This window comes from Kribbella sp. NPDC055071 (genome assembly GCF_053608045.1).
In genome coordinates this window covers 142,858-166,607 of record NZ_JBSGUS010000016.1, presented here as the reverse complement: position 1 = coordinate 166,607, position 23,750 = coordinate 142,858, and the positions used below count along the sequence as shown (strand labels likewise).

At 67.8% G+C, this 23,750-nt stretch carries 20 protein-coding genes; 10 read left to right on the top strand and 10 right to left on the bottom strand.

Features of this window, described 5'->3' with window-relative positions; genetic code table 11:
- Window positions 1–270: 270 nt before the first annotated feature.
- A complete protein-coding gene (locus ACWF4Z_RS25950; protein ID WP_452245741.1) occupies window positions 271–807 on the top strand; it encodes a GNAT family N-acetyltransferase in 537 nt (178 codons plus the stop codon).
- On the opposite strand, the gene ACWF4Z_RS25945 is transcribed toward ACWF4Z_RS25950, so the two are convergent.
- Window positions 774–1,958: a glycosyltransferase 87 family protein gene (locus tag ACWF4Z_RS25945; RefSeq protein WP_452245740.1), complete on the bottom strand. Its 1,185-nt coding sequence runs from the start codon at window positions 1,956–1,958 to the stop codon at window positions 774–776. The genes ACWF4Z_RS25950 and ACWF4Z_RS25945 overlap by 34 nt on opposite strands.
- 167 nt (window positions 1,959–2,125) lie before the next feature.
- On the opposite strand from ACWF4Z_RS25945, the gene ACWF4Z_RS25940 reads away from it, so the two are divergent.
- The 6 genes from ACWF4Z_RS25940 (at window position 2,126) to ACWF4Z_RS25915 (ending at window position 10,064) form a co-directional block, all read left to right on the top strand.
- Entirely contained in the window at window positions 2,126–3,922 is a 1,797-nt protein-coding gene (locus tag ACWF4Z_RS25940; protein WP_452245739.1) for an ATP-binding protein, read from the top strand.
- Window positions 3,919–4,566 carry a response regulator gene (locus ACWF4Z_RS25935; RefSeq protein ID WP_452245738.1) on the top strand — a complete coding sequence of 216 codons (648 nt, stop codon included), beginning with the start codon at window positions 3,919–3,921 and terminating at the stop codon, window positions 4,564–4,566. The genes ACWF4Z_RS25940 and ACWF4Z_RS25935 overlap by 4 nt, the downstream gene beginning before the upstream one ends.
- Before the next feature lie 75 nt (window positions 4,567–4,641).
- Window positions 4,642–5,874 carry a hypothetical protein gene (locus tag ACWF4Z_RS25930; RefSeq protein WP_452245737.1) on the top strand — a complete coding sequence of 411 codons (1,233 nt, stop codon included), beginning with the start codon at window positions 4,642–4,644 and terminating at the stop codon, window positions 5,872–5,874.
- Window positions 5,875–6,124: 250 nt separating this feature from the next.
- On the top strand, window positions 6,125–8,707 hold the full coding sequence (gene clpB, locus ACWF4Z_RS25925; RefSeq protein WP_452245736.1) for an ATP-dependent chaperone ClpB: 2,583 nt from the start codon (window positions 6,125–6,127) through the stop codon (window positions 8,705–8,707).
- A gap of 128 nt (window positions 8,708–8,835) precedes the next feature.
- Window positions 8,836–9,366: a hypothetical protein gene (locus ACWF4Z_RS25920; RefSeq protein WP_452245735.1), complete on the top strand. Its 531-nt coding sequence runs from the start codon at window positions 8,836–8,838 to the stop codon at window positions 9,364–9,366.
- A gap of 98 nt (window positions 9,367–9,464) precedes the next feature.
- Window positions 9,465–10,064 carry a hypothetical protein gene (locus tag ACWF4Z_RS25915; protein WP_452245734.1) on the top strand — a complete coding sequence of 200 codons (600 nt, stop codon included), beginning with the start codon at window positions 9,465–9,467 and terminating at the stop codon, window positions 10,062–10,064.
- Between the two features lie 439 nt (window positions 10,065–10,503).
- On the opposite strand, the gene ACWF4Z_RS25910 is transcribed toward ACWF4Z_RS25915, so the two are convergent.
- Both ACWF4Z_RS25910 and ACWF4Z_RS25905 read right to left on the bottom strand, forming a co-directional pair.
- Window positions 10,504–11,655: a pyridoxal phosphate-dependent aminotransferase gene (locus ACWF4Z_RS25910; RefSeq protein WP_452245733.1), complete on the bottom strand. Its 1,152-nt coding sequence runs from the start codon at window positions 11,653–11,655 to the stop codon at window positions 10,504–10,506.
- A gap of 10 nt (window positions 11,656–11,665) precedes the next feature.
- Window positions 11,666–12,097, bottom strand: coding sequence for a MarR family winged helix-turn-helix transcriptional regulator (locus ACWF4Z_RS25905; protein WP_452245732.1), 432 nt, complete (start codon window positions 12,095–12,097; stop codon window positions 11,666–11,668).
- Window positions 12,098–12,405: 308 nt separating this feature from the next.
- Here ACWF4Z_RS25905 and ACWF4Z_RS25900 point away from each other — a divergent pair, with 308 nt between their 5' ends.
- Window positions 12,406–13,953, top strand: a complete 1,548-nt coding sequence (locus ACWF4Z_RS25900) for an MFS transporter (protein ID WP_452245731.1) — start codon at window positions 12,406–12,408, stop codon at window positions 13,951–13,953.
- 15 nt (window positions 13,954–13,968) lie between these two features.
- Here the strand turns inward: ACWF4Z_RS25900 and ACWF4Z_RS25895 are convergent, their stop codons facing one another.
- On the bottom strand, window positions 13,969–15,924 hold the full coding sequence (locus tag ACWF4Z_RS25895) for a glycosyl hydrolase family 28-related protein (protein ID WP_452245730.1): 1,956 nt from the start codon (window positions 15,922–15,924) through the stop codon (window positions 13,969–13,971).
- A gap of 91 nt (window positions 15,925–16,015) precedes the next feature.
- Complete coding sequence (locus ACWF4Z_RS25890) at window positions 16,016–16,714, bottom strand: FadR/GntR family transcriptional regulator (RefSeq protein WP_452245729.1); 699 nt, start codon at window positions 16,712–16,714, stop codon at window positions 16,016–16,018.
- A gap of 95 nt (window positions 16,715–16,809) precedes the next feature.
- Here ACWF4Z_RS25890 and ACWF4Z_RS25885 point away from each other — a divergent pair, with 95 nt between their 5' ends.
- Window positions 16,810–17,577, top strand: a complete 768-nt coding sequence (locus ACWF4Z_RS25885) for an SDR family NAD(P)-dependent oxidoreductase (RefSeq protein ID WP_452245728.1) — start codon at window positions 16,810–16,812, stop codon at window positions 17,575–17,577.
- Between the two features lie 4 nt (window positions 17,578–17,581).
- Here the strand turns inward: ACWF4Z_RS25885 and ACWF4Z_RS25880 are convergent, their stop codons facing one another.
- The 5 genes from ACWF4Z_RS25880 to ACWF4Z_RS25860 all read right to left on the bottom strand — a co-directional run bounded on the left by ACWF4Z_RS25880 (window position 17,582) and on the right by ACWF4Z_RS25860 (window position 22,528).
- Window positions 17,582–18,589, bottom strand: coding sequence for a hypothetical protein (locus ACWF4Z_RS25880; protein ID WP_452245727.1), 1,008 nt, complete (start codon window positions 18,587–18,589; stop codon window positions 17,582–17,584).
- 4 nt (window positions 18,590–18,593) lie between these two features.
- On the bottom strand, window positions 18,594–19,106 hold the full coding sequence (locus ACWF4Z_RS25875) for a SigE family RNA polymerase sigma factor (RefSeq protein ID WP_452245726.1): 513 nt from the start codon (window positions 19,104–19,106) through the stop codon (window positions 18,594–18,596).
- Window positions 19,107–19,131: 25 nt separating this feature from the next.
- A complete protein-coding gene (locus ACWF4Z_RS25870; protein WP_452245725.1) occupies window positions 19,132–20,733 on the bottom strand; it encodes a hypothetical protein in 1,602 nt (533 codons plus the stop codon).
- Window positions 20,734–20,813: 80 nt separating this feature from the next.
- The gene (locus tag ACWF4Z_RS25865; protein ID WP_452245724.1) at window positions 20,814–21,584 is read right to left on the bottom strand and encodes a dolichyl-phosphate beta-glucosyltransferase; all 771 of its coding nucleotides are present in this window, start codon (window positions 21,582–21,584) and stop codon (window positions 20,814–20,816) included.
- 50 nt (window positions 21,585–21,634) lie between these two features.
- Window positions 21,635–22,528 carry a LysR family transcriptional regulator gene (locus ACWF4Z_RS25860; protein WP_452245723.1) on the bottom strand — a complete coding sequence of 298 codons (894 nt, stop codon included), beginning with the start codon at window positions 22,526–22,528 and terminating at the stop codon, window positions 21,635–21,637.
- 265 nt (window positions 22,529–22,793) lie between these two features.
- On the opposite strand from ACWF4Z_RS25860, the gene ACWF4Z_RS25855 reads away from it, so the two are divergent.
- Window positions 22,794–23,738: a LysR substrate-binding domain-containing protein gene (locus tag ACWF4Z_RS25855; protein ID WP_452245722.1), complete on the top strand. Its 945-nt coding sequence runs from the start codon at window positions 22,794–22,796 to the stop codon at window positions 23,736–23,738.
- Window positions 23,739–23,750 lie beyond the last annotated feature (12 nt).

Here is a 23,750-nt window from a genome sequence, read left to right as displayed (position 1 = left end):
CGCCCGCCACACCGGCCACGGGTCAGCCGCTCGCACCTGAGTTCGGCTCCAACGACCACCGGAGCGCTCCGAAACCCACCCCTCGGAGCCTCCGGTCCGGTGGAGGCCGTCGTCCCCCCGACGTGCCTCCACAGCCGAAGGCGCGCTTCCCCCGGCGCCCTTCGGCCCCCGCAGGGTGGTCCGTTTCAGGACCGCCCTGCGGTCTTCTCTGTCACCGCGTTCATCTGCTTGACGTGTTGTCTGCGGGCGACAACCGCATACGCTTACACAGTGACCCTCAGTCTGCAGACAGACCGGTTGCTCATCCGGGACTGGGAAGAAGACGACGCCGACGCCGCGCTGGAGATCTACGGCTCGGCCGATGTGGCGCCCTGGCTCTCCCCGGCGATCGACAAGGTCCCGGATGCGGCCAGTATGCGGCTCGTCCTGCAGGCCTGGATCGAGGCCCAGCCGAACTTCGTCGTACCGGCCGGCCGCTGGGCGGTCGCCCGCAGCGACACCGGCGAGGTTGTCGGCGCATTGCTGATCCGCCTGCTTCCGCCGTACGAGGAAGACCTGGAGATCGGCTGGCAGTTGCGGCCGAGCGCCTGGGGTCACGGCTACGCGACCGAGGCGAGCCGCGCGCTGATGCGGTGGGCCTTCAAGGAGGGTGCGGTCGACGAGCTGTTCGCGGTCGCCCGCCCGAACAACAAGCGCGCGATCGCGACGGCCCGTCGTCTCGGCATGGAGTGGGTCGGCGAGACCGACAAGTACTACGACCTGAATCTGCAGGTCTATCGTCTCCGTGCCTCGGAGTTCACCGGCTGAAGCAGGTAGCCGGCTCCCATCAGGAACAGCGCACACAGGAGATACGCGTTGGCGACCACGGTCTGCGCGGCGTTGTAGTTGAACTCCTGGTCGTGGGCGAACGGTAGCCACCACGGCAGACCGGTTACGAACACTGCAGTGATCAAGGCCGAGTACGCCGTACGCCACGAGATCAACCTGGATCGGTGCGACCACAGGACCGCGATCGCGGGCACGATCCAGACCCAGTGACCTGTCCAGGAGATGGGCGAGACCAGGAGACCGGTCAGTGCGGTGACGATCACCGCCTCGAAGGACAGGCCCCGGTCGTACAGCCGGCGGGCGATCAGCAGTCCCGCGATGCCGACGACAGTTGCCGCAAGCAACCATAGGGGCATGGTCGCGGCCGAGCCGTGGGTCACCCGGGCGATCGCGCCGCGCAGTGACTGGTTGCTGATGTAGTGCGCCGGACCCGGACGGTCCGGGTCGAAGACGTACTTGGTCCAGAAGTCGATCGTTGCCCTCGGCATCACGATGAAGGCGAGCAGCATGGTGGCCGCCGTCGTACCGGCCGCGATCGCTGCCTCGCGGAAGCGCTTCGTCACCAGCAGGAACAGGATGAAGATGCCCGGCGTCAGTTTGATGCCGGTGGCAACCCCGACCAGGACCCCGCGGAACCGGTGCGGCATCGGGCCGACCAGATCCAGCATCAGCAGGGCCACCAGCACGATGTTGATCTGGCCGAGTCCGAACGTCGACCACACCGGCTCGAGGACCAAGGCACTGAACGCGATCGCGATCGCTGCGATCGGCGGCCAGCGCAGAGCCTTCGCCGTCGTCCAGCCGATCACCAGCAGAGACGCAGCGGACGCCAGCGTGATCGCTACGCGGGCGAACGGCAGCCCGACCGCGAGGGGTGCGAACACCAGCGCTGCGAACGGCGGATAGGTGAACCCGAGTCCCATCCCCGGGTAGTTGCGGTGCACCGTGTAGATGTCCTGCCCGTCGACGAGCCCACGGGCTGCCGCGAAGTACACCCTCAGGTCGCCCATGGTGTTGTTCCAGGGATGCCACACCAGCAAACAGAGAATCGGCAACATCGTTGCCGTCAGCACCAGAATCCGCGTCGGCACCGGCCGCCGGACCCGCTGTGAAACAAGGTCGATCGTCATGTCTTCGACCCTCCCGGTGACCCCGGTACCGGCACATCGCCGCTGAGAGCCAACTGGGATCCCTGCCGCGAGGGACGTCGTACCGACCTCGGCCGCTCTTTCGGATGACCCCGGTGTCACTCCTGAGAGTGACGGCACAAAGGCCCCGTGGGCCGCAGAATGGATGCGTGACGGGACGACTGCTGCCGGCTTTCAGGCTGCCTACCTTGCGATCGGGCGGCGCCGCGCGGATCACCTGGCCGGATGTCGCCCTCGCGGTGGTGGCTACCGCGGTGACCCAGGTGTGGCTCGTCCTCGAGTCCGGTCACTGGGTCGATGCGCCGCTGGTCCTCGCCGGCTTCATCGTCCTGACCCCGTTGACGCTCGCGATCCGGCGGATCAATCCCGTCCTCGCTCTGACCGCTCTGTTCGCCGGCGCGTACATCTGGTCCGTGACGGTCGGCGAAATCGCCTGGCCGTTGCTGGCCGCCTCTCTGCTGGCCGCCTGGACGGTGCTGCCGCGCTGGGGCACGATCACTTGCTTCGTCCTGGCCGGGGTGGCCGCAGCGCTGCCGCTTCTCGCCGACGGGCTCGACGACTACACCGGATTCGGCCGGGGCGTGTGGACCCGTCTGGGCTGGGTGGGTTGGCGATGGCGGATCGCAGCCGTCCTGATCGTCTGGGTGGTCGTCGTCGTGATCGCTCGGTGGCGATGGGGCCGACAGACGACTCGTCAGCGCGTGGAGGACCTGCTCGCAGCCGTCTTCGGCAAGGCCGACGCGCTGCGGGTCGACGCCCTGATCGGGCTGGGGCTGAGCTCTCTGGTCCTGATCGAGATCTGGGCGGAGAAGGCGCACGGAGAGTGGTGGACCGCGCCCCGCTGGATGCCGTGGATCCTGGTCTACACGCCGCTGACTCTCGCCGTACGACGACGATGGCCGGCCATCCCGGCCGTGGTTCTGGGGGTCGCCGCCTTGGTCTCGTACTGGCAGACCAATGAGCTGTGGGCGATGTTGTTCGCCCTGTCCCTCGCGCTGTATTCGCTGGGCACGGCTCGCCCGCCGCTGAAGTGGTCGGTGCCGACGGCGGTTCTGATTCTGGCGGCGCTGGCGGTGTTCGCGGACCGGATCCGGTATCCGCAGATGAGTGTCATCTTCCCCCGGATCGACAGCCAGGGCTGGGACGTCTACGCCACCATCGTGGATCGGCAATGGCCGATCAGCCTCTCGCTCAGCCTGCTGGTGCCGGTCTGCGCCGGGATTGCCGTCCGGTTGTACGCGCGGAACCGGCAAGCGGCCGCCCGTGAGGCCGAGTTGGAGGAGGAGGCAGTCGAGCGCGAGGCCGAGCAGGTGGTGCTGACCGAGCGGTCCATCATCGCGCGCGACTTGCACGATGTGGTGGCGCATGCCGTGAACCTGATGGTGATTCAGGCCGAGACCGGCCCGGACCTGGTCCAGCGCGGGGAGGCCGACGTACTGGCCGGCTATCAGCGGATCGGCGATGCGGGGCGGCGGGCGCTGGGCGAGCTGGATCGGCTGCTGTCGGCGTTGCGGGACGAGGGCGGCGTACCCGATCCGCAGTTGGCACCGCAGCCCGGGCTCGGGGATCTGCGCCAGCTTGTGAATGACGTGTCGTCCGAGCAGCTCCCGGTCGAGCTGGAGTTGGTCGGCAACACGGCTGCGCCGCCGGAGGGGCATCAGCTGACCGCGTACCGTCTGGTGCAGGAGGGACTGACCAACGCGGTGCGGCACGCGAAGGCGACGAGAGTGCGGGTGACGGTGGAGATCAGCGACGACGGGATCGCGGTGGCGGTTGCCGACGACGGTGCGGGATTCGAGCCGGCCGCCGCGCGTAAGGGTGGCCGGCACGGCCTGACCGGGATGGGCGAGCGCGTCCGGGTCCACCACGGCACGCTGGACATCGAGACCGCACCCGGCGCCGGCACCGTGATCAAGGGCTGGATCCCGCTGGGAGACGCCAAGTGATCAAGGTGATGGTGGTCGACGATCAGGATCTGGTCCGGGACGGGATCTCGATGATCCTGGACGGGCAGCCGGATATCCAGGTCGTTGCCCAGGCGGTCGACGGTGCCGACGCGGTCCGCCAGGCGTCCGCCGTACTGGATCTTGCCGTGGTGCTGATGGATGTGCGGATGCCGGTGATGGACGGGATCGAGGCGACCCGGCGGTTGGCCGGCGGTCCGAAGGTGCTGATCCTCACGACGTTCGACCTGGACGAGTACGTGTACGACGCGCTCCGGGCCGGGGCGAGTGGGTTCCTGCTGAAGCGGTCGTCGCGGGACGAGCTGATCAACGCGGTCCGGGTGATCGCGGCCGGCGATGCGCTGCTCGCGCCACCGGTGACGCGGCGGCTGATCGACCGGTTCGCCGACACCCGGCTCGACCCGGCCGTGGCCGCGCGGCTCGACGTCCTGACCGCGCGCGAGCGGGAGGTCCTGGAATTGGTTGCCAAGGGCAACTCGAACGCCGAGATCGCGGCCGAACTGCACCTGACCGAGCACACCGTCAAGACCCACGTCAGCCGGATGCTGACCAAAACCGGACTCCGGGACCGGGTCCAGGCCGTCATTCTGGCCTACGACGCGGGTCTGGTTTCGGCCGGTCGGTAGTCATTGACTGCCTGTAGTGCCAGGCTGAAAAATATCTGCGACGCCGCTGCCACCCCCGTTCAGAACGAGGACCCTGTGCAGAAGCCAACCGCAGTACTGACCACCGCCCTTCTCCTCAGCTCCGCCGGAATCGCGTACGCCGCGCCGGCCGCGACCACCTACTACATCGACGCCTCCGCGGGCAAAGACTCGAACTCGGGCAAAGACCCCGGTACGGCGTGGAAGAGTCTCGCCAAGGTCAACGGGTCCGGATTCACTGCCGGTGACCGGATCCTCTTCAAACGTGGGGCTTCCTGGACCGGCACGCTCGAGCTGTCGGACGACGGCATCACGGTCGGCGCCTACGGATCCGGCGCGTTGCCGAAGATCGGCGGCCCGGTGCTCACGTGTGTGAACGTGACCGGCTCGGACGTCTTCATCGGCGACCTGCGCGCGAGCGGATGCAACTGGGCCGGCTTCGAGCTCTGGGGTCAGCGCATCGAGCTCGACACTGTCCAGGCAGACAACAACGTCGCCGGTATCTCGATCGTCGACGGCTCGAACGCGAACACGATCCACTGGAGCACGATCGTCGACAACAACAAGATGAGCGTCGACGACGACACCCATCCCGACGACGACTCCGGCGCGTTCGGGATCCTGGTGCACGGTGACGACAACACGATCCAGCACAACACGATCACCGGCAGCTTCCACACCAGCCACGACTACGGGTACGACGGCGGCGCGGTCGAGATCTTCAACGGCAACCGCAACCACGTCGAGTACAACAAGACCGCCGACAACGACACCTTCACCGAGCTCGGCCACGAGGAGGGCAAGACCGCCGACGACAACGTGTTCGCCTACAACACCGTCACGTCGACCAAACCGTCCGGCACCTTCCTGATCACCCGCGGCGCCCAGAGCCAGATCGGTCCGGTACGGCGGACGCTTGCGATCAACAACTCCGTCAACCTGCCGAACGGCGACGGCTGGAGCTGCGACGCCGGCTGCGGCCCGGGCATCCTGAAGCTGCGCAACAACATCGTGAAGGTCGGCAAGAAGGTCGGGTACGACGATTCCTTCGACACCGGCAACCCGGCCGACGCCGCTGATGAGGACCGTGGGGTCTACCAGGGCAGCGTCTACCAGTTCACGCTCGGCCCGCACTCGGTGCGGGCTGATCCCGTCTGGACCACCGACCTCCGCCTGAAGACCGGCAGTCCAGCCATCGGTCGCGCGGAGAAGTCCGGCTATGCCTACGACCTGGCCGACAAGCTGCTCACGGGCCTGACCAGCTGGGACTCCGGCGCGTACCAGTACTGAGCTTCGTCCTGCAGTGATCTTTGGGCTGCCCGAAGGGGGTGGCGCCGGTGGGCGCCACCCCCTGACGCTTGTCCACAGGTCCTCGATCGGTGGTGGCCGAGGGTGCCAAAACGGATACAACTAGTGGTGAGGGCGGAGCTGGACCCTGAGATGTCCCGGATATTTCTCAGAGTTGAGTGGAATGCACTCAAGTCTGGATAGGTTGTCTTCTGTGAGTCCTGTTCTGTGAGCTTGAAAGGTTGGAAACTCGATGGATGTTCAGCGGTTGACGACGCTGGCCCGGGAAACCCTGTCGGTCGCGATCCGTCAGACCTCCGCGGCGGGCAACCCGACCGTGGAACCGATACACCTGCTGTCGGGGCTGCTCGCGCAGCCGGAGGGGACCACTGTGAGTCTCCTCGAGGCGGCCGGTGGTGACGTCGACGCCGTACGACGCAAGACCGCCGAGCAGCTGAGCCGGCTGCCGAAGGCGAGTGGCGGGAGCGTGCAGGCACCGAGCCTGTCACCGAAGACGGGCGAAGTGCTGAACCAGGCGGAGCAGCGCGCGCTGGGGCTCGGGGACGAGTATGTCTCGACCGAGCACCTGCTGATCGCGCTCGCCACGGTCGACGGCGTCGCGAAGTCGGCCCTCGGGGTGACCGCGAACGCGCTCCTGCAGGCGTTCGACCAGATGCGCGGCAACCGCCGGATCACCTCGCCGGAGGCCGAAGGAACCACGAAGACCCTGGAGAAGTACGGCGTCGACCTGACCGAGCGGGCCAAGGACGGCAAGCTCGACCCGGTGATCGGCCGCGACTCCGAGATTCGTCGGGTGGTCCAGGTGCTGTCCCGTCGTACGAAGAACAACCCTGTCCTGATCGGTGAGCCCGGCGTCGGCAAGACCGCCGTCGTCGAGGGGCTGGCCCAGCGGATCGTGGCCGGAGACGTGCCCGAGTCGCTGCGTGGCCGCCGGCTGATCAGCCTCGACCTCGGGGCGATGGTCGCCGGTGCGAAGTACCGCGGCGAGTTCGAGGAGCGGCTGAAGGCCGTGCTGACCGAGATCAAGGAGTCCGACGGTCAGATCATCACCTTCATCGACGAGCTGCACACCGTTGTCGGCGCCGGCGCGACCGGTGAAGGCGCGATGGATGCGGGCAACATGCTGAAGCCGATGCTCGCGCGCGGTGAGCTCCGGATGATCGGTGCGACCACCCTCGACGAGTACCGGACCCGGATCGAGAAGGACCCTGCGCTGGAGCGCCGGTTCCAGCAGGTCTTCGTCGGTGAGCCCTCCGTCGAGGACTCCATCGCGATCCTGCGTGGGCTGAAGGAGCGGTACGAGGCGCACCACAAGGTGGCCATCTCCGACAGTGCGTTGGTCGCGGCGGCAACCCTCTCGAACCGGTACATCACCGGCCGCCAGTTGCCGGACAAGGCGATCGACCTGGTCGACGAGGCCGCGTCGCGGCTGCGGATGGAGATCGACTCGTCCCCGGTCGAGATCGACTCGCTCCGCCGGACCGTCGACCGCCTGAAGATGGAGGAGCTCGCGCTGTCCCGCGAGGAGGACGCCTCGTCGCAGGAGCGGCTCGGGCGGCTGCGTGCCGACCTGGCCGACCGTCAGGAGGAGCTGCGCGCGCTCGAGGCTCGCTGGGAGAAGGAGAAGTCCGGCCTGAACCGGATCGGTGAGGTCAAGGAGCGGATCGACGAGCTCCGTGGCCAGGCCGAGCGGGCCCAGCGCGAAGGCGACTTCGAGACCGCCTCCAAGATCCTGTACGGCGACATCCCCGAGCTCACCAAGGAGCTGGAGGAGGCCTCGGCCGAGCCCGAGGTCGTCGACGGCCCCGACGCGATGGTGAACGAGGAGGTCGGCCCGACCGAGATCGCCGAGGTGATCGCGATGTGGACCGGCATCCCGACCGGCCGGCTGCTCGAGGGCGAGACCGGCAAGCTGCTGCGGATGGAGGACGAGCTGGGCCGCCGCCTGATCGGTCAGCGGGAAGCGGTCAAGGCCGTTTCGGACGCTGTCCGGCGAGCGCGGGCGGGCATCTCGGATCCGGATCGACCGACCGGGTCGTTCCTGTTCCTCGGTCCGACGGGTGTCGGTAAGACGGAGCTGGCGAAGGCGTTGGCGGACTTCCTGTTCGACGACGAGCGGGCGATGGTCCGGATCGACATGTCGGAGTACGGCGAGAAGCACAGCGTCTCGCGGCTCGTCGGTGCTCCTCCCGGCTACGTCGGGTACGAAGAGGGTGGCCAGCTCACCGAGGCCGTCCGGCGGCGCCCGTACTCGGTGATCCTGCTCGACGAGGTCGAGAAGGCCCACCCGGAGGTCTTCGACATCCTGCTGCAGGTGCTGGACGACGGTCGGCTGACCGACGGCCAGGGTCGTACGGTCGACTTCCGCAACGTGATCCTGATCCTGACCAGCAACCTGGGCTCGGCGTACCTGGCCGACATGGCGCTGGACGACAAGGTGAAGCGTGACCAGGTGATGGCCGTCGTCCGGCAGTCGTTCAAGCCGGAGTTCATCAACCGGCTCGACGAGATCGTGCTGTTCGACGCGCTCGGCACCGAGGAGCTGACCCAGATCGTCGCTCTGCAGATCAAGGCGCTGCAGCGTCGACTGGTCGACCGCCGGATCACCCTGGACGTCGACGAAGGCGCGATGGAGTGGCTCGCCATGACCGGGTACGACCCCGTGTACGGCGCTCGCCCGCTCCGGCGGCTCGTGCAGTCCGCGATCGGCGACGAGCTCGCCCGCGGCATCCTGAACGGCACCGTCCGCGACGGGGAAACCGTCAAGGTGACCCTCAACGAGTCCAAGGACGCCCTGGAAGTAACCCCCGTCTGACCGACGAGCTCAACAGCCGGGCCTGGTCCACACCAGGCCCGGCTGTTGTCTGCCTGTCTTTCTGGGGTGTGGTTTGGTGGGTCTGGGAGGATCGAGGCTGGGGACAGCTGGAAGGAACACATCACCGCATGAGCGATCCGCACGGCAGCGATCCGACTGAGGACAGGCCCGGTCCGTACCGAGGTGTCTTCGGCGGTCCGTCCGTTCCCCCGGTGCCGCCTGTGCAGCCGCCGTACGGTGGTCGTCCCGGCGCCTACAGCGGTGTGTACGGCGCCCGCGCCTACCCGCAGGCCCCGCCGAAGCAGGTCACCATCGCGTCGGTCATCTCCCTGGGCCTGGGCGCCCTCTGCGTACTCCTGGCCGCCCTGACCGTCACGTCGGCCGGCGAACAAATCTCCGAGGTCCTCACCGGCTCCAAGGACAACCAGCCCGCCGCCGTAGCCGCCGCGATGTTCTGCGCCGTCCTCTACACCCTCCCAGCCCTCTACCTCCGCAAGCGCCGCCCCTGGTCCCGGTACCTCCTCATAGCCGTAGCCGCCATGGGCATAGCCGGCGGCATCATGGCCCTCCCCGCCAGCCTCCTAGGCCTAGCCATCCACGCCACCCTCCTGACCCTCATGCTCCAATCCCCCACCAAACACTGGTTCCACCCCCGCTGACCAGGCCACCCCCTGCCCCACCCATCTGCCCCCACCTGCCCCACAAAACCTGTGGACAACGCGACGCATCACCTACCGGATTCGTGCACAATCCGTGAGTGCCAAGCCACCCTCCCCCCGAATTCACCCTGGCCGCCTGGGTCGACGAGTCGATCGTCGTCGACTGCCCGGGCAAAGACGGGACCTACACGATGGCAGCAGTTGTGGCAGATCCTGCCGAATGTCCCGATGTGAGGGATCGGCTCCGGGCGCTCACCGTGCGACGTAACGGTCGGTTGCACTGGGCCAAAGAGCCGGCGAAGCGCCGGGACGAGATCGCGGCGCTGATCGCGAGTGTCGACCTGGCCGCGATCGTGGTCGTCGGCTCGCCCTTGCACGGTCCGAAGCAGGAACGCGCTCGGCGATGCTGCCTGGAGCGGTTGCTGCACGAGCTGGCCGCGTTCGGCGTAGGCGACGTCTGGCTCGAGTCGCGGTCCGCGGTCCCCGACCGCCGGGACATCAGGCTGGTCGACAGTGCGCGCACCAAGGGCGTCGTGCCAAGCAACCTCGTGGTTCGTTTTGCTCGGCCGAAGGATGATCCGATGCTCTGGATCCCGGACGCCATTGCCGGGGCGGTGACGGCTGCCAACTTCGGGGAGCCGCGGTGGATGCTCGCGATGGCGGAGATCCTCACACGGCACGATGTCGTCGTGCGCTAGACAGCGCGAAGGCTGGGTCCCACCCTCCGGAGGGGTTCCCAGCCTCACTTCTCGATCGAGCAGCGCCCGTGAGCTGATCGCATTGTGTCACGCCAGCTCGCGCTTGTCACCCGTGATCGACAGCGCTCGCCGCAAAGGTCTGGTGTCTCACCGGCCGTTCATCGAGTTCGGGCGGCCGCTGCAGGAGCCGATGCTTTGGCTTCCTGACGTCGTAGCAGGGGCTGTCACGTCCGCGCAGCTGGGCGAACCCCGGTGGCTCCTGACCCTCTCGGATCTGGTTGAGGTTCATCACGTGCCGATCCGATGAAACGCGAAAGCTGGGGCCCTTCATCCGGAGGGAATCCCAGCTTCACTTCTCACCAGGCAGCGCGTGGCGAGCTACGACCAGTCTCTCACACTCCACCGGGCCATGTCGCGCACCATTCACAGCCTCGCTGGGTCAGAGTTTTTGGAGGCGGGTCAGGGCTTGGTGGAGGATTGTGGGTTGTTTGCAGAAGGCCCAGCGGACCAGGGGGCGGCCGGGGTCGGGGTTGTCGTAGAAGACTTGGTGGGGGATGGCTACTACGCCGGTGCGTTCGGGGAGTTCGCGGCAGAAGGTGATGCCGTCGGTGTGGCCGAGGGGGCGGATGTCGGTGGTGACGAAGTAGGTGCCTTGGGGGCGGTGGACTTCGAAGCCCAGCTCGGCCAGGCCGTCGGAGAGCAGGTCGCGGCGGGACTGGAGGTCGGCGCAGAGGGCGTCGAAGTAGTCGTTGCCTAAGGCAAGTGCATGCGCGACGGCGGGCTGGAACGGCGCCCCGGACGTGAACGTGAGGAACTGCTTGGCCGTCGCCACCGCAGTCACCACCTCGGCCGACCCGGTGACCCACCCGATCTTCCACCCCGTGACGGCAAAGGTCTTACCAGCGCTACTGATCGACACGGTCCGCTCGGCCATCCCGTCGTACGACGCCAACGGCCGGTGCTGGAGTCCGTCGTACACGAGGTGTTCGTAGACCTCGTCCGTGATGACGACGAGATCGCGCTCCACCGCCAGCGAGCTGATCCCGCGCAGCTCCTCGTCCGTGAGAACGGTGCCGGTCGGGTTGTGTGGTGAGTTGATCAGCAGCACCTTCGTCCGCGCCGTGACCGCGGCCCGTAGCTCGTCCAGATCAAGCCGGTACGACGGCGCCCGCAACGTCACCGGCACCCGCCGACCCCCGGCGAACGCGATCCCGGCCGCGTACGAGTCGTAGTACGGCTCGAGCGCGATCACCTCGTCGCCCGGCTCGACGAAGGCGAGCAGGGCGGCCGCGATCGCCTCGGTGGCACCGGTGGTGACGAGCACCTGCGTGTCCGGGTCGTACGAAAGCCCGTAGAACCGCTTCTGATGGTCGACGATCGCCTGCCGCAGCGAGGGCACCCCACGCGCGGGCGGGTACTGGTTCGCGCCGGCGCGGATCGCCGCGATCGCATCCTCGAGCAACGAGTCAGGTCCATCGGTGTCGGGGAACCCTTGGCCGAGGTTGATCGACCGGGTCGCCACCGCGAGTGCCGACATCTCGGCGAAGATCGTCGTACCGAGGCCGGTCAACCGCTCAGCGTGTGCGCGCATGCCCTCGACCTTAACCGCCGGCGGTCTCCACCATGCGCGTCAGCCAGGCGCGCGCGTTGTCCCGATCGGTCTGGCTGAACGACGCCTCGAGCTCGTCCTCGAGCTTCCGGATCGCCGGTGTGGCCTCGTCGAGCTTCCGCGCCCCCGCGGCGGTCAGGTTCAGGCGCTGGGTCCGGCGGTCGTTCGGATTCGGCGAGCGCTCGACCAGGCCGGCACGCTCCATCCCGGTGACCAACTCGTTCGCGGACTGCCGGGTGGTGCCGACCACGCGGCCGACGTCGGCGATCGTCAGGCCCGGATCCTTCCGCACGCACAGCAGCGTCCCGTACTGCTGCACCGACAGCCCGTGCTCGTCGAGCACCTCCGCGAGGGCCGACCGCATGCTCAGCCACGCATGCCGGACAAGAAACGTCACGCAGCCGTCGTCCTGGTAGGCGTCCATGGTCCCCATTCTGCCGTGTCCCTGAAGGGACAAGGGAAGGAAGGAAAGAGAAGAGGGGAACGAGGGGCCGGGTCCGTGGAGGGGCAAGGGAAGGAAGGAGGGGGGCATTCTGCGGGGTCGGGGGAGGGGCGGACCGGTGGCACTCGTCAATCGGATGGTTGGGCGCCTGCTCAGGCTCAGGACCTTGTCCTGGCGAGGCCGGGTTCGTGGTTGGTGAGTGGCTGGAGTCCGCATCATAGATTGACAGGTTCCTGTCAATCGGTGACGATGGAGGTCTCGTCAGGGTCCTGACAATTATAGGAGACTTCGTGTCCACGATCGACCCCCGCCGGCAACGCCGCATTCTCGCGATCCTGGTCGTCTCGGCCGTACTCATCTGGATCGACTCGACCGTCCTCGGGATAGCTCTCGAACGCATCGCCGACCCCGTCCACGGGCTCGGTGCCACGCCCGGCCAACTCCAGTGGGCCGTCGGCATCTATTCGCTCCTGTTCGCCACCGCGCTCTTCCTCGCCGGAGCCCTCGGCGACCGCTACGGCCATCGGACCGTGCTCGTCCTCGGTCTGCTGATCTTCGGTGGTGCGTCGGCCTGGGCCGCCTGGGCCACCGACCCGACCGCCCTGATCCTGGCCCGCGCGGCCATGGGCCTCGGCGGCGCGCTGATCATGCCGCCGTCGATGGCGATCATCGGCTGGGTCTTCCCGCCGGAACGCCGGGCCGCCGCGATCGCGGTCTGGGGTTCGTCGGCCGGTGTCGGCGTCGCCGTCGGACCCGTGGTCGGCGGTCTGCTGATCGACCACTTCTGGTGGGGTTCGGTCTTCACGATCAACCTGCCGCTCGTCGCCTTCGGCGTGATCGGCGCCCTGCTCGTCCTGCCGAACCCCCGCAGCCCGCAGCGGCGTCGCCTGGATCCGCTCGGCCTCGGCCTGTCCACCCTCGGCCTGCTCGGTCTGTCGTACGGGCTGATCGCCGGCGGCCACCAGGGCGGCTGGGATCGCTGGCAGGTCTGGGCGAGTATCGCCGCCGGTCTCGTCCTGCTCGCCGCCTTCATCTACTCCGAGGCGCGCGAGGAGCAGCCGAGCTTCGACCCACGCCTGTTCCGCAATCGTCGCTTCGCGGCCGGCAACTTCGCCTTGGCGGTCGTCTTCCTCGCCCTGACCGGCCAGAGCTTCTACACCGTCTTCTACCTGCAGGGCGCGCGCGGCATGAGTGCCCTCACGGCCGGCCTCATGTCGTTGCCCGGGGCAATGGGTGTGATCGTCGGCTCACAGCTCGGCGCGCGGCTCGCGGCGCGCTTCGGCGTCGCCAAGGTCTCGGGTACGGCGGTCTTCGTCCTGAGCCTCTGCTTCGGCACCAACCTGCTGTACGACGTCAACACCTCGCTGGTGTGGATCGGCATGGTCGGTGTCGTCATCGGCCTCTGCATCGGTATGACCACGGCGCCGACCACGGCCGCCGTACTCGCGACCTTGCCACTGGATCGGATCGGCGCCGGGTCGGCGGTCAACAACGCGCTGCGTCAGGTCGGCAGCGTGCTCGGGGTCGCCGTCATCGGGACGGTCGTCTCGTCGACGTACCAGCATCGGATCGCTCCGTCGCTGGCCGGTCTCCCGGCCGATGCCGGTACGTCGGCCGAGGCGACCCGGCACGCGGCGGGTGCCTTGGGTCGCCCCGACCTGGTCAAGCTGGCGAACGACTCGTTCGTCCACGCCATGCACACCGCAGCTCTGGTCTCCGCCGCGATCGTCCTCACGGGTTCGATCGTCCTCATGCTCGCCTTCCGGAGCTCCAGGCCATCACAATCGCCGACCCCGGTGACTCCCCCGCGGGAGCCGGCCGAGACCGGTCGATTGTGATGGCCTGAGGATCGGTCAGCTCCAGGGTGACGGCGGCGGCGGGGGTACGACGGCGGGGCGGTCCTCGCACCACGTCGCACCGGTCCAGCCGCCGTCGTTACCGGCCAGCAGCCGTACGTCGAACTCCGGCGGCCCGTTGAAGTGGAACGTCCCGCAGTTGTTGACGAACGGAGCCCCGACGTTCCGCGCGTCGACGTTCTCGAACGTCGCCCACCCGCCGACCCGGGCGTTGACCACGTTGGTCCCGGTGCCGTCGACCTTGATGTTGCGGACGGCAACATTCGTGATCCCGTAGTCGTCCTTGACCGGCCAGTCGACCACGAACATCATCGCGTTGTACGTCGAGTCCAGGAACGAACTGTCCGTGATCTCGATCGTGCCGGACATCGAGGACTGCAATGCGTACAGCCAGATGGCGCCGAGACCGATGTCCCAGTTGAGATCGCGTGGGCCGCCGCGGACCGTGGTGTTGCGGGCGAACGTCAACGTGCCCTCGAACGGCGTCGCGTTGAACCGCGATCCGGCGTGCAGCGTGCTGCCTTCGCGGATCGGGTCGGCGACCAGGTTGTCCGTGACGGCGTTGTCGCGACCACCGTAGATGGCGATGTCGTTCGCGAGTACCGGCGTCTGGACGGTGTTGTGGTCGTACACGTTGTTGTGGTTGACCAGCCCGCCGGGATTCGACTCCGACCACATCGCGAGGCCGTCGTCGCCGCTGTTGCGGACGAAGTTGTTGGTGGCGCGGACGTTGGAGACGCCGAGGTGCAGGTTCATCCCGTCGGCGACCGCGTCGGTGATGACGTTGTTGCGGATCAGTAGACCGTCCATCGGGCCGTCCAGCCAGATACCGACCTTGGTGTGGTGCAGGTAGAGGTTCTCGATCGTCGAGCCGCCGCCGATCGCGCCACCGATTCCGTTGACCTGGTCGGTGTCGATACGTTCGCGGACGTCGCTCTCGATCGCGAAGTCGGACAGGTGGACCTGGGTGCTGCCGCCGGCGTCGGCGTACTTGCCGTAGAAGCCGGGTGCGCTGTGCACGGACTTGTCCGGTGCGGGCTCGGCGAGCGGCAGGACCTTGCCCTTGATGATCGTCCACCAGTTGCCGGCGCCACGGATCGTCACCTTGTCGACAACGATGTGCCGGTTCACCTGGAACGTGCCGGCCGGGATGAAGACCGACCAGCCGATCCGCTGCGCGGCCGCGATCGTGCGTTCGATCGCGGGTGCGGCGTCGTGGCGGCCGGTGGGGTCGGCGCCGAAGAGCCGCACGTCGAGCGACCTGGCCGGCTGGTGCAGCGGCGCCTTCACGAGCTCGAAGTCGGCGACGTCGAGTACATACCAAGCAGCGTTGGTGTTCTTGGGTACGGCGAACCGCACCCGATCGCCGGCCCGATAGGTCCGGTCCAGCAGCACGCGCTGCTCGTCGTAGAAGTGGTTCGGACGGAACGGCTTGGCGACCGGGTCCGGCTCGGGCTTCCACCACCCCGGGGTCGGGTCGACGTTCGGGTCGTTGGAGAACGGATACATCCCGTACAGCCAGGCGTACTGCGACGTCAGCGTCAGCGTCCGCTTGTGCTGACCGTTGACCGTCAGGTCCAGCGGCGCGGTGATCCCACCGCCGGTCGGTGCGTCCGGGATGCTGTATCGCAGGGTCAGCGCGTTCGCGGCTTTGGTCAGCGTGAACTCGACGTACTGCTTGGCTTGCAGTCGTACGGCGGTACGCCCGGAAGCCTCGGCCGGCAACGTGTACGCGTCGCGGCTCGGCCCGATCGTCTCGCCGGTGAAGAAGGCATTCTCAGCCTCCTGCTCGACGAACGGTACGGTCGCGCCCCGCCCGGCCACGAGGGCCGGATCGAGACCTGCCCGGGTCACCCGAGGGTCCGGATGGGCAGACGCTTGGGACGTGAGGAGCGCGCCGAGCAGCGCGGTGGTCAGGGCCACGGCGGTGAGGCGCAGGGGTGAACGGGACATCAGCGGATCCCCCTCCAGAAGAAGTGCTTGGAGGTTATGCAGCCGACTTCAGTTACGCAAGATCTCGACAGTCGACAGAAATTTCCGAACCTTATCCGGGGTTCGGTTGCGGCTCGGGGCGGAGGGCGCGGAGCCAGAGTTCGGTCTGGGCGATGTGCGCGGACGCTGCGGTGGCGGCCGCCGAGGGGTCGCGGTTCGCGATGGCGGCGAGGATGGCTCGGTGGCCGCGGTCGCTGGTCTGTTTGATCGCGTCGAAGTCGGCGCCGGGTTCGAAGATGCGGTAGTGACCACCCCGGCCGCGGATGACGCCGGTGAGGGCGGTGACGGTCGGATTGCCGCCCGCCGTACAGATCGCGTCGTGGAACTCGGCATCGAGGTGCTGGATCTCGGTCGCGTCGGTGGTGGCTTCGAGGCGGTCGAGGATGTCACTCAGGCGAGCTTCCAGCTCATCGTCCTGACGCGCCGCGGCCGCGGCGGTCGCGTGGGCCTCGAGCACCCGTCGTACCTCGATCAGTTCGAGGACGCCTTCGAGCGGGATCAGCTGGACCGACAGGGAGAACCGGCTGATGATCTTCGCCGGATCCAGAGCCGAAACGTACGTCCCGGAGCCGTGCCGGGACTCGATCACGCCGAGCGCGGCGAGCGAGCGTGTTGCCTCGCGCAACGAGCTGCGAGACACCCCGAGGTGGTCGCACAACTCCGGCTCCGGCGGAAACTTCGCCCCGGGCCCGAGCTCCCCCGACGCGATCATCTGCCGCAAACCCGCCAACGCCTTGTCCGTGGCTGCCATTCGCCACCTCCTCAATCTTCGCCTGCAGCGTAAGTCCTCAGACGACTTGCAGTCGTGACAGACTGGGTCCTGGCACCTATGGGAGGACTGGACACGTGGCGACTGCGCTGATTACCGGGCCGACGACAGGGATCGGCCGGGCGTTCGCGAACAAGCTGGCCCTCGAGGGGTACGACCTCGTGCTGGTCTCGCGCGACGAGGCGCGGCTCAAGGAGACCGCGGCCGATCTGACCCGGCTGCACGGGGTCGCCTGCGAGGTGCTCGCCGCTGACCTGACCGACACCGACGACCTGGCCCGGGTGGAGGAGCGATTCCGGACCGGCCCGATCGAAGTGCTGGTGAACAACGCCGGATTCGGCCAGAAGAAACCGTTCTGGGCCAACCCGATCGACGTCGAGGAGAAGCAGCTCGACCTGCTGGTCCGCGTCGTCCTGCGGCTCACGCATGCCGCCGTACTCCCGATGATCGAGCGTGGATCCGGTGCCGTGATCAACGTGTCGTCGGTATCGGGGTTCCTGCAGCGGGGGAGCTACAGCGCGCACAAGGCGTGGGTGACGAACTTCAGCGAGGGACTGTCGATCGAGCTGCACTCCAAAGGCGTCGCGGTGATGGCGTTGTGCCCAGGCTTCGTACACACGGAGTTTCACGAGCGGATGGGGATGGACAAGACCATCATCCCGTCGTTCATGTGGCTGGACGCGACCGACGTGGTCGAGGCCGGCTGGAAGGACCTGATGCGCGGTACGGCGGTGTCCGTGCCCAGCTTGCGGTACAAGCTGATCGTCGCCGCCGCCCGCTACACCCCGCGCACCCTGATCGCCCGCGTCTCCACCGTCGGTCTCGACGGCCGTCGACGGACCTGAGCTCCTACCGGATCGGATCGTCGGTGCCGAGCGACTGTTTGGCGGGATCGCTGATCAGGCGGACGGATGCGGCGATCGACTTCGGGCTGAGTGCGTCGGCGCCGGCTGCCTGGGCTGCGTAACCGCTGCCGAGCCCCAGGATGATCGCGCTGTTGGCCTCGACCAGCGCCGGACGCCCGTCGACCTTGCCGGTGGTCTTGAGGTGCGGATCCGCACGGACGATGCCGACGCTCACCAGCGCTGATCCTGCGGCCGGATCGTCGGGATCGGCGTCGGCCAGATCGATGGAGATGTTGCGCGACGCGTCCGGCGTGACGTAGGGCAGCCTGACTCCGACGACCTTGAAATCATTCGGGACGATGTCCTGGCTCAGCGTGAACGGGACCCGCAAGCGGGCCGGATTCTTCCGGCGGTGGATGGCCTCGGCGATGTGCCGAGCGCGGTCGGTCCGGTCGGGCCAGTTGACGTACAGGACGACAGTTCCCCACGCGTTGTCGGCGTACTGCCAGGAGATGTGGACCCCCGATGCATCGGTCCATGCGTAGACCGGTCGGCCTTCGATGTCCTGGAGCCGATCCACCGTGCTGAGATCGGCGTGGGTCCCTGGGGCGTAAAGCGTCGCCACACCGTCGACGCCGGCGGACTTCGTCGGATCTGTCGCAGTCAACTCGATGACCTGGAACCGGCGCCCGGTGGTGTAGGCCGATGGAGCGACACCGCCGGCCGTGCCGACGTCGAACTCCCGGTTCCAGACGTCGAAGAGTTCGGTCGAGCCTGGGGGTGGACCGGCGGGTTGCGCCTTGTCGTCGCGGAGTGCGTCCAGCAGCAGGGGTGATGCGGACACAGCGCCGACGACGGCCGCCACGCCGACGCCGCCGAGGAAGCGGCGGCGACGGACCGTCCTGCGGCCGTCGCGGACCGCGCGGTCGACGCTGATGCCCTCCAGCGCCTCGTCCGGGGACTCGCGCAGCGCCTTGAGCAGGCCTGCGTAGTCCTCTTGATCGGGGCTCATGGGTTCACTCCTTCCTCAGGACGGGTTCGAGGCGATCGCCGAGCAGGCGACGCAACATGGTCAGCCCACGGGCGGTCTGGCTCTTCACGGTGTTCTCCGGACATCCCAACGTGGAGGCGGTATCGCGGACCGACAGGTCGTACAGGAAGCGCAGCACCAGGACGGCCCGAGTCTTGGGCGGGATTCGCGTCAGTGCGTCGGCGACGACCATCCGCGTCTCCACTTCGGGCGCGCGGGTCGCGGGCGTTTCGATCGGGGTCTCGACCAGGCGAACCTTCGACGACCAGCCGAGCCGCCGTTCGTTCAGGAAGGTGCGGACCACGATGGTCCGCACGTACGCATCCAGGTTGTCGGCCGCCTTGGCTTTGTGCCAATGCACGTACAGCTTGGTGATCGCGGCCTGGACGACGTCGTCGGCTCGATGGGCGTCCTTGGTGAGGGACCCGGCCAGCCTCCGCAGGTCGGGCAGGCGGGTCGTCACGTAGTCGACGTACTGCTGTTCGTCCTGAGCCCGCACGGCCGCACCTCCCTCCGTCCGACCATCATCCGCGCTCCAGGTGCCACACCCACACACCGCCAACGAACGAACTGCGGCCCAGCAACTCGTCCAAACAGGTACGGAGCTGGTCGCGGCCCGGTTCCAGTACGACGGCTTCCGCTCGCCAGAACCGCAGATCCGCTTCGACCTGGGCCGGGTCGATCGTGCACTCACCACCGTTGGCGACCTGCCGCATCAGGGTCGCGGTCGGCCGAGCCTCGGCGCCGTACCCGCCCTCGCGATCTGGCCCATGCGGGCCTACGAAGTACCCCTCCGGCAGCGCGAACCCGAACCCGGCCGCCGCCTGCCACCGCATCGCCCGGGCATCCGCCGGATCAGGAGGCGGAGCCGGTACGACGGTGTGCCCGGGCCGCACGTAATCACGCCAGAGCCCGGCAGTGAAGAACTCAGGCACCGGCGCACGGGCCACAGTCACCAACGGCGTCGGAACGATCGGCAGCAGCGCCACAGCAATCACGCCATACCCAAGCCGCCGGTACACCTCGGTGCCGACCTGCTGGAGGTGGTGGATGCTGATGGCAAGGAGTGCTCCGATCAGTGGCACGCACACCATGGCCAGCCGGGACTCGATCACCGACTCGTACAGCGGGAGCCGGGAGACGATTGCCCAGGGCCCCGGAAGTTCGGTACCGAATGCCGCGATCGTCGGGCCCATCGACAACCAGGCGACGAGAGCCGTGGTGATGCCGAGGATCCGGACCGTCGGGTGCTTGCGCAGGGCAATCACCAGGCCGAGAGTGAGGATGATCAACGGCCAGCCGAAGAACGCGTTCTCCTCGGTCCGATTCATCGACAGCTCGCGCGCGACCGCTGGATCACCGACGAGCGATCGGGTCGAGAAGGCGGTGAACGCGTCGAGAGTGTTCCCCGAAGGTCCGTGAACCAGGCTGTGGTAGCTCTGTGGACCCGCGAACTGCCAGAGCAACGGGAGCGCGATGATCGCGACAGCAAGAGCCCCGGCGCCCGCGAGCGTGGTGACGTATCGGTGGGCGAAGGTGCGCGCTTCCCAGGGATGGACGGTCGCGTAGACCAGCGCGAAGATCATCAGACCGGTTGCCGCTAGCAACAAAACTTCTTCGCCAAGGAACACCTGATAGGCGATGAGGAGGCCGAGGATGATCGCGGTCCGTCGGCCGGGAGGGCGGGGGAGCAGGAGGAGGGGGATCACGGCGAGTACGACAAAGTTCGGGTGTGCGTTTGCGTGCGAGATCATCGACGGCGCGAAGCCGCAGAAGGCGCCGCCGACGATCGCGGCCGGCGTCGAGGCGATCCGGCGGGAGAACATCCAGTACCAGGCGAACGCCGTACCGGCCAGGCCGAGGGTGAGGACGACTGCCCAGGTCACCCCGGAGCCGAGCAGGACCGTGACCGGGATCAGCGGGACACTCAGGCCGAGCATGGCGGTGTTCGCCATCAAGTTGACGCCGAGCGGATAGTTCAGAAGCGTTGTAAACAACGGGTTGTGGCCATGCAGGACCCGATGCGCAGTAATGTCGAAGAACCACTGCCATTGCTCTTGATCCTGACCGCCGTCCCACAGATACCGCCCGTTCGGATCCGCCCACAACCCGTGCAGCAGAACCACGCCAACCACCAAGTAGCCGCCGGCAATCAATCCCACCGCCACCCGCGATCGCGTTGGTACCGCGACCGATGTACTCAGACTCATGAGGCGTGGACAGCGACGCGAGGTGGAAGCAGTTCTGGTTGGACGAGATTCTCCAGCGCCGGCAAAGCGTGGTGGTAGCGACGTATCCGCGCCAGCTCCAACAACCCAGCCAGATACCCGCTCGCGCGCAGCTTTGAGCCTGCCTGGTCCGACCATCGAACCGGAACCTCCGCGACCTCCAGTCCGAGCCGGTGGAACAGATGCAACACCTCGGCATCCGAGCACCATCCGTCCACCCGGGCCAGCTGGTACACGAGCCGTCCGCGTGGTCCGTCGTACAACTTGAATCCGCACTGGGTGTCCTGGATTCCTGGTACGGCGACCGCCTGGATGAGCGCGTTGCCGATCCGGCCGCACACCTCCCGCAATGCGGTTTGCCGCACCTCCAACTCCGACGCCGGCAGCGCGCGCGATCCGATCGCGGCGTACGCCCCACGATCGAGCGCCGCCTGCAGGACGCCGAGCTGTTCGACCGGCGTCGCGTTGTCCGCGTCGCACATCAGCACCCGATCGCCACGCGAGGCGAGTATGCCGACGCGCACCGCGTGCCCCTTGCCGCGGTTGACCGGCCAGCGGATGAGGCGGACGCGTTCGTCGGCCACGGCCCGGACAGCCGGCGCGGTTGCATCCGCCGAGCCGTCATCGACGACCAGGACCTCCCAGTCCTCGCACGTCGTGCCCAGATAGGCAGTCACGGCCCGCAAGGTCTGCGGAAGCCGCCGCTCCTCGTTGTACGCGGGAATCACCACACTGAGTTGAACTCTCACACCCCGCTGACCACGCCCGGCTCACGATCCGTTGTGTGACCCGGCTCACATCACAGCTTCTCGGCGACCTCGGTCAGTACAGCGAGAGTCGCGGTGATCAGCGGGTGATCGGCCCGGCTCGCCCGGATGGCGGCGTACACGCGCCGGGTCGGGACGGGCTCGGTCAGCGGCCGGATGACCGCGAGTGCCGGTACGGCCAGCCGTGGGACGAGCGAGACTCCGCCGCCGGCCTCGACCAAGGCGGCTACGGCCTGGAAGTCGTCGGACTGATGCACGATCCGTGGCTGGAACCCGGCCTGCTCACACGCCAGCAGTACGACGTCGCGGATCGGATTACCCGGTGCCGTCATCACCCAGTCGTCGCCCGCGAGCATCGACAGTTCGATCGCGTCGTACGCCGTGGCCGGGTGCGACGGCGGGAGGACGGCCACGAAAGGCTCGGCGTACAAGGGGATTCGGACCAAGCGCTGGTCGTCGGCGCGAGGTGAGCCGCGGTGCTCGACCGCGATCGCGATGTCGGCGTCGCCGTCGAGCAGTTGAGTGATGCCCTGGTGGCCTTCGGCATCGCGTACGACGAGGTCGAGGCCGGGGCTCGTCTCGCGCAGCCGGCTGAGCGCGGGCGCGACGAGCAGGCTGATCGCGGTCGCGAATGCGGTGACGCGGATCTCGCCGTTGGTCCCGTTCGCGTGCAGGCGCATCGCGTCTTCGGCGCGTTCGACCTCGGCCAGGATGGTGTCGGTGTGGGCGAGAAGCAGGCGGCCGGCCGAGGTGATCGCTACCCGGCGGCCGCGGCGTTCGAGCAGTTCCTGGCCGACCTCGGATTCGAGCGCGGCCAATTGCTGGGAGACCGCCGAGGGCGTCAGATGCAGCACCTCGGCGGCCGCGGTCACGGTCCCGTGGTCAGCAAGCGCTCGCAACACGCGCAGGCGTCGTACCTCGATCACGAACCTCAGCTTCGCACAGCTCCTCGGCCCTGCTGCGCTGGAGCAGGCGCTTGAGCGCGCGGAGTGGACGTGAGCGCGGAGTGTGCGGGCGGACGGGAGCATGCGGCGTCGCGGAGTGGGTCTGCTCGTGGATCGCCTTGATCATGGAGAACGGGACGTAGTTCACGGTGGTTCCTTTCGACCCTTCGACAGTAGGAAAGCGTGCCTTGATACGTCCAATGAAAGTTCTCCACACTGTTGATGTTGCTGGTGCATGATTGGTCGTATGGAACTACGCCAGCTCAGATCGTTCGTCGTGGTGGCCGAGGAGCTGAACGTCGGCCGGGCCGCGATCCGGCTGCACCTGACCCAGCCGTCGCTGAGCCGCCAGATCGCCGCGCTCGAGCGCGACCTCGGGGTGGAGCTGTTCGCCCGGGTCCGCAAGCGGTTCGTGATGACCGCCGCCGGTGACACGTTCCTCGCCGAGGCGAAGGACCTGCTGCGTCGGTCGGACGAGGCCGTACGCGCGGCGCAGCGGACGCAACGCGGTGAGCTCGGGACGCTACGGCTGAGGTTCGTCCAGTCGGCGACGTTCGAGGCGCTTCCGCGGATCCTCGGTGCGTTTCGGGAGGCCTATCCAGAAGTGGTGCTCGACCTGGAATCGCTGACGACGCTCCGGCAGACCGAGGCGCTGCGCGACGGGCGGATCGATGTCGGCCTGCTCCGGCCGAGCACGCCGGCGGTCGGGCTCGGGTCGGGCGTTGGGCTTGGATCGAAAGCGTCTGGCAAGCGTGGTGCGACGACCGTCGTCGAGTTGGCGCCCGGGCTCGTGTCGCGAGTGGTTTCGGCGGACCCGCTGGTCGTGGTGTTGCCGGCGCGGCATCGGCTGGCCCGGCGCAAGCGGCTCCGGCTGGCCGAGCTCGCCGACGAGCCGTTCGTGTTCTACTCACGCCCGAGCGGTCCGGCCGTCCACGACACGATCGTCGCGTTCTGCCGGGCCGCCGGCTTCACGCCACGGATCGAGCAGGAGGCTTCCGACGTACAGACGATCGTGTCGCTCGTCCAGGCCGGCCTCGGCATCTCATTGCTGATCAGCCCGACGCCGCCGACCAACCCGGAGGCGGTCGTCTACCGCGAGTTGTCTGACGACCTGCCGCCCTGGCAACTCTCCGTGGTGTGGTCGCCCGACAACCGTTCCCCGGTCCTCACGCGATTCCTGGAGCTCGTCTGACCTGAGCCCGGG

Excerpts from the sequence above, each read along its gene's own strand:
- ACWF4Z_RS25905 (WP_452245732.1), bottom strand. The coding sequence starts at position 12,097 with ATGGACGCCTACCAGGACGACGGCTGCGTGACGTTTCTTGTCCGGCAT.
- ACWF4Z_RS25880 (WP_452245727.1), bottom strand. The coding sequence starts at position 18,589 with ATGAGCCCCGATCAAGAGGACTACGCAGGCCTGCTCAAGGCGCTGCGC.
- ACWF4Z_RS25910 (WP_452245733.1), bottom strand. The coding sequence starts at position 11,655 with ATGCGCGCACACGCTGAGCGGTTGACCGGCCTCGGTACGACGATCTTC.
- ACWF4Z_RS25890 (WP_452245729.1), bottom strand. The coding sequence starts at position 16,714 with ATGGCAGCCACGGACAAGGCGTTGGCGGGTTTGCGGCAGATGATCGCG.
- ACWF4Z_RS25855 (WP_452245722.1), top strand. The coding sequence starts at position 22,794 with ATGGAACTACGCCAGCTCAGATCGTTCGTCGTGGTGGCCGAGGAGCTG.
- ACWF4Z_RS25920 (WP_452245735.1), top strand. The coding sequence starts at position 8,836 with ATGAGCGATCCGCACGGCAGCGATCCGACTGAGGACAGGCCCGGTCCG.
- clpB (WP_452245736.1), top strand. The coding sequence starts at position 6,125 with ATGGATGTTCAGCGGTTGACGACGCTGGCCCGGGAAACCCTGTCGGTC.
- ACWF4Z_RS25895 (WP_452245730.1), bottom strand. The coding sequence starts at position 15,924 with ATGTCCCGTTCACCCCTGCGCCTCACCGCCGTGGCCCTGACCACCGCG.
- ACWF4Z_RS25945 (WP_452245740.1), bottom strand. The coding sequence starts at position 1,958 with ATGACGATCGACCTTGTTTCACAGCGGGTCCGGCGGCCGGTGCCGACG.